The sequence below is a fragment of the Pseudomonas sp. AKS31 genome (assembly GCF_023634765.1).
GTDB lineage: Bacteria > Pseudomonadota > Gammaproteobacteria > Pseudomonadales > Pseudomonadaceae > Aquipseudomonas.
Map to the genome: position 1 here is coordinate 1 of NZ_JAMLFX010000026.1, position 250 is coordinate 250.

General features: G+C 46.0%; 1 rRNA gene. It reads left to right on the forward strand.

Annotated elements, in window-relative coordinates:
* Nucleotides 1-130 precede the first annotated feature (130 nt).
* A 5S ribosomal RNA gene (gene rrf / locus M9827_RS27325) occupies nucleotides 131-246 on the forward strand.
* Nucleotides 247-250 lie beyond the last annotated feature (4 nt).

The window sequence follows — 250 nt, forward strand, 5'->3', positions numbered from 1 at the left end:
TGTGAGAGTAGGTCATCGTCAAGATTAAATTCCGAAACCCCAATTGCGAAAGCAGTTGGGGTTTTGTTTTAAGTAGAAACATCCGTTTTTTCTGGCTTGTTACCGTGTTGACGGGCCAGATACAGAATTTCTTGACGACCATAGAGCGTTGGAACCACCTGATCCCATCCCGAACTCAGAAGTGAAACGATGCATCGCCGATGGTAGTGTGGGGTTTCCCCATGTGAGAGTAGGTCATCGTCAAGATTAA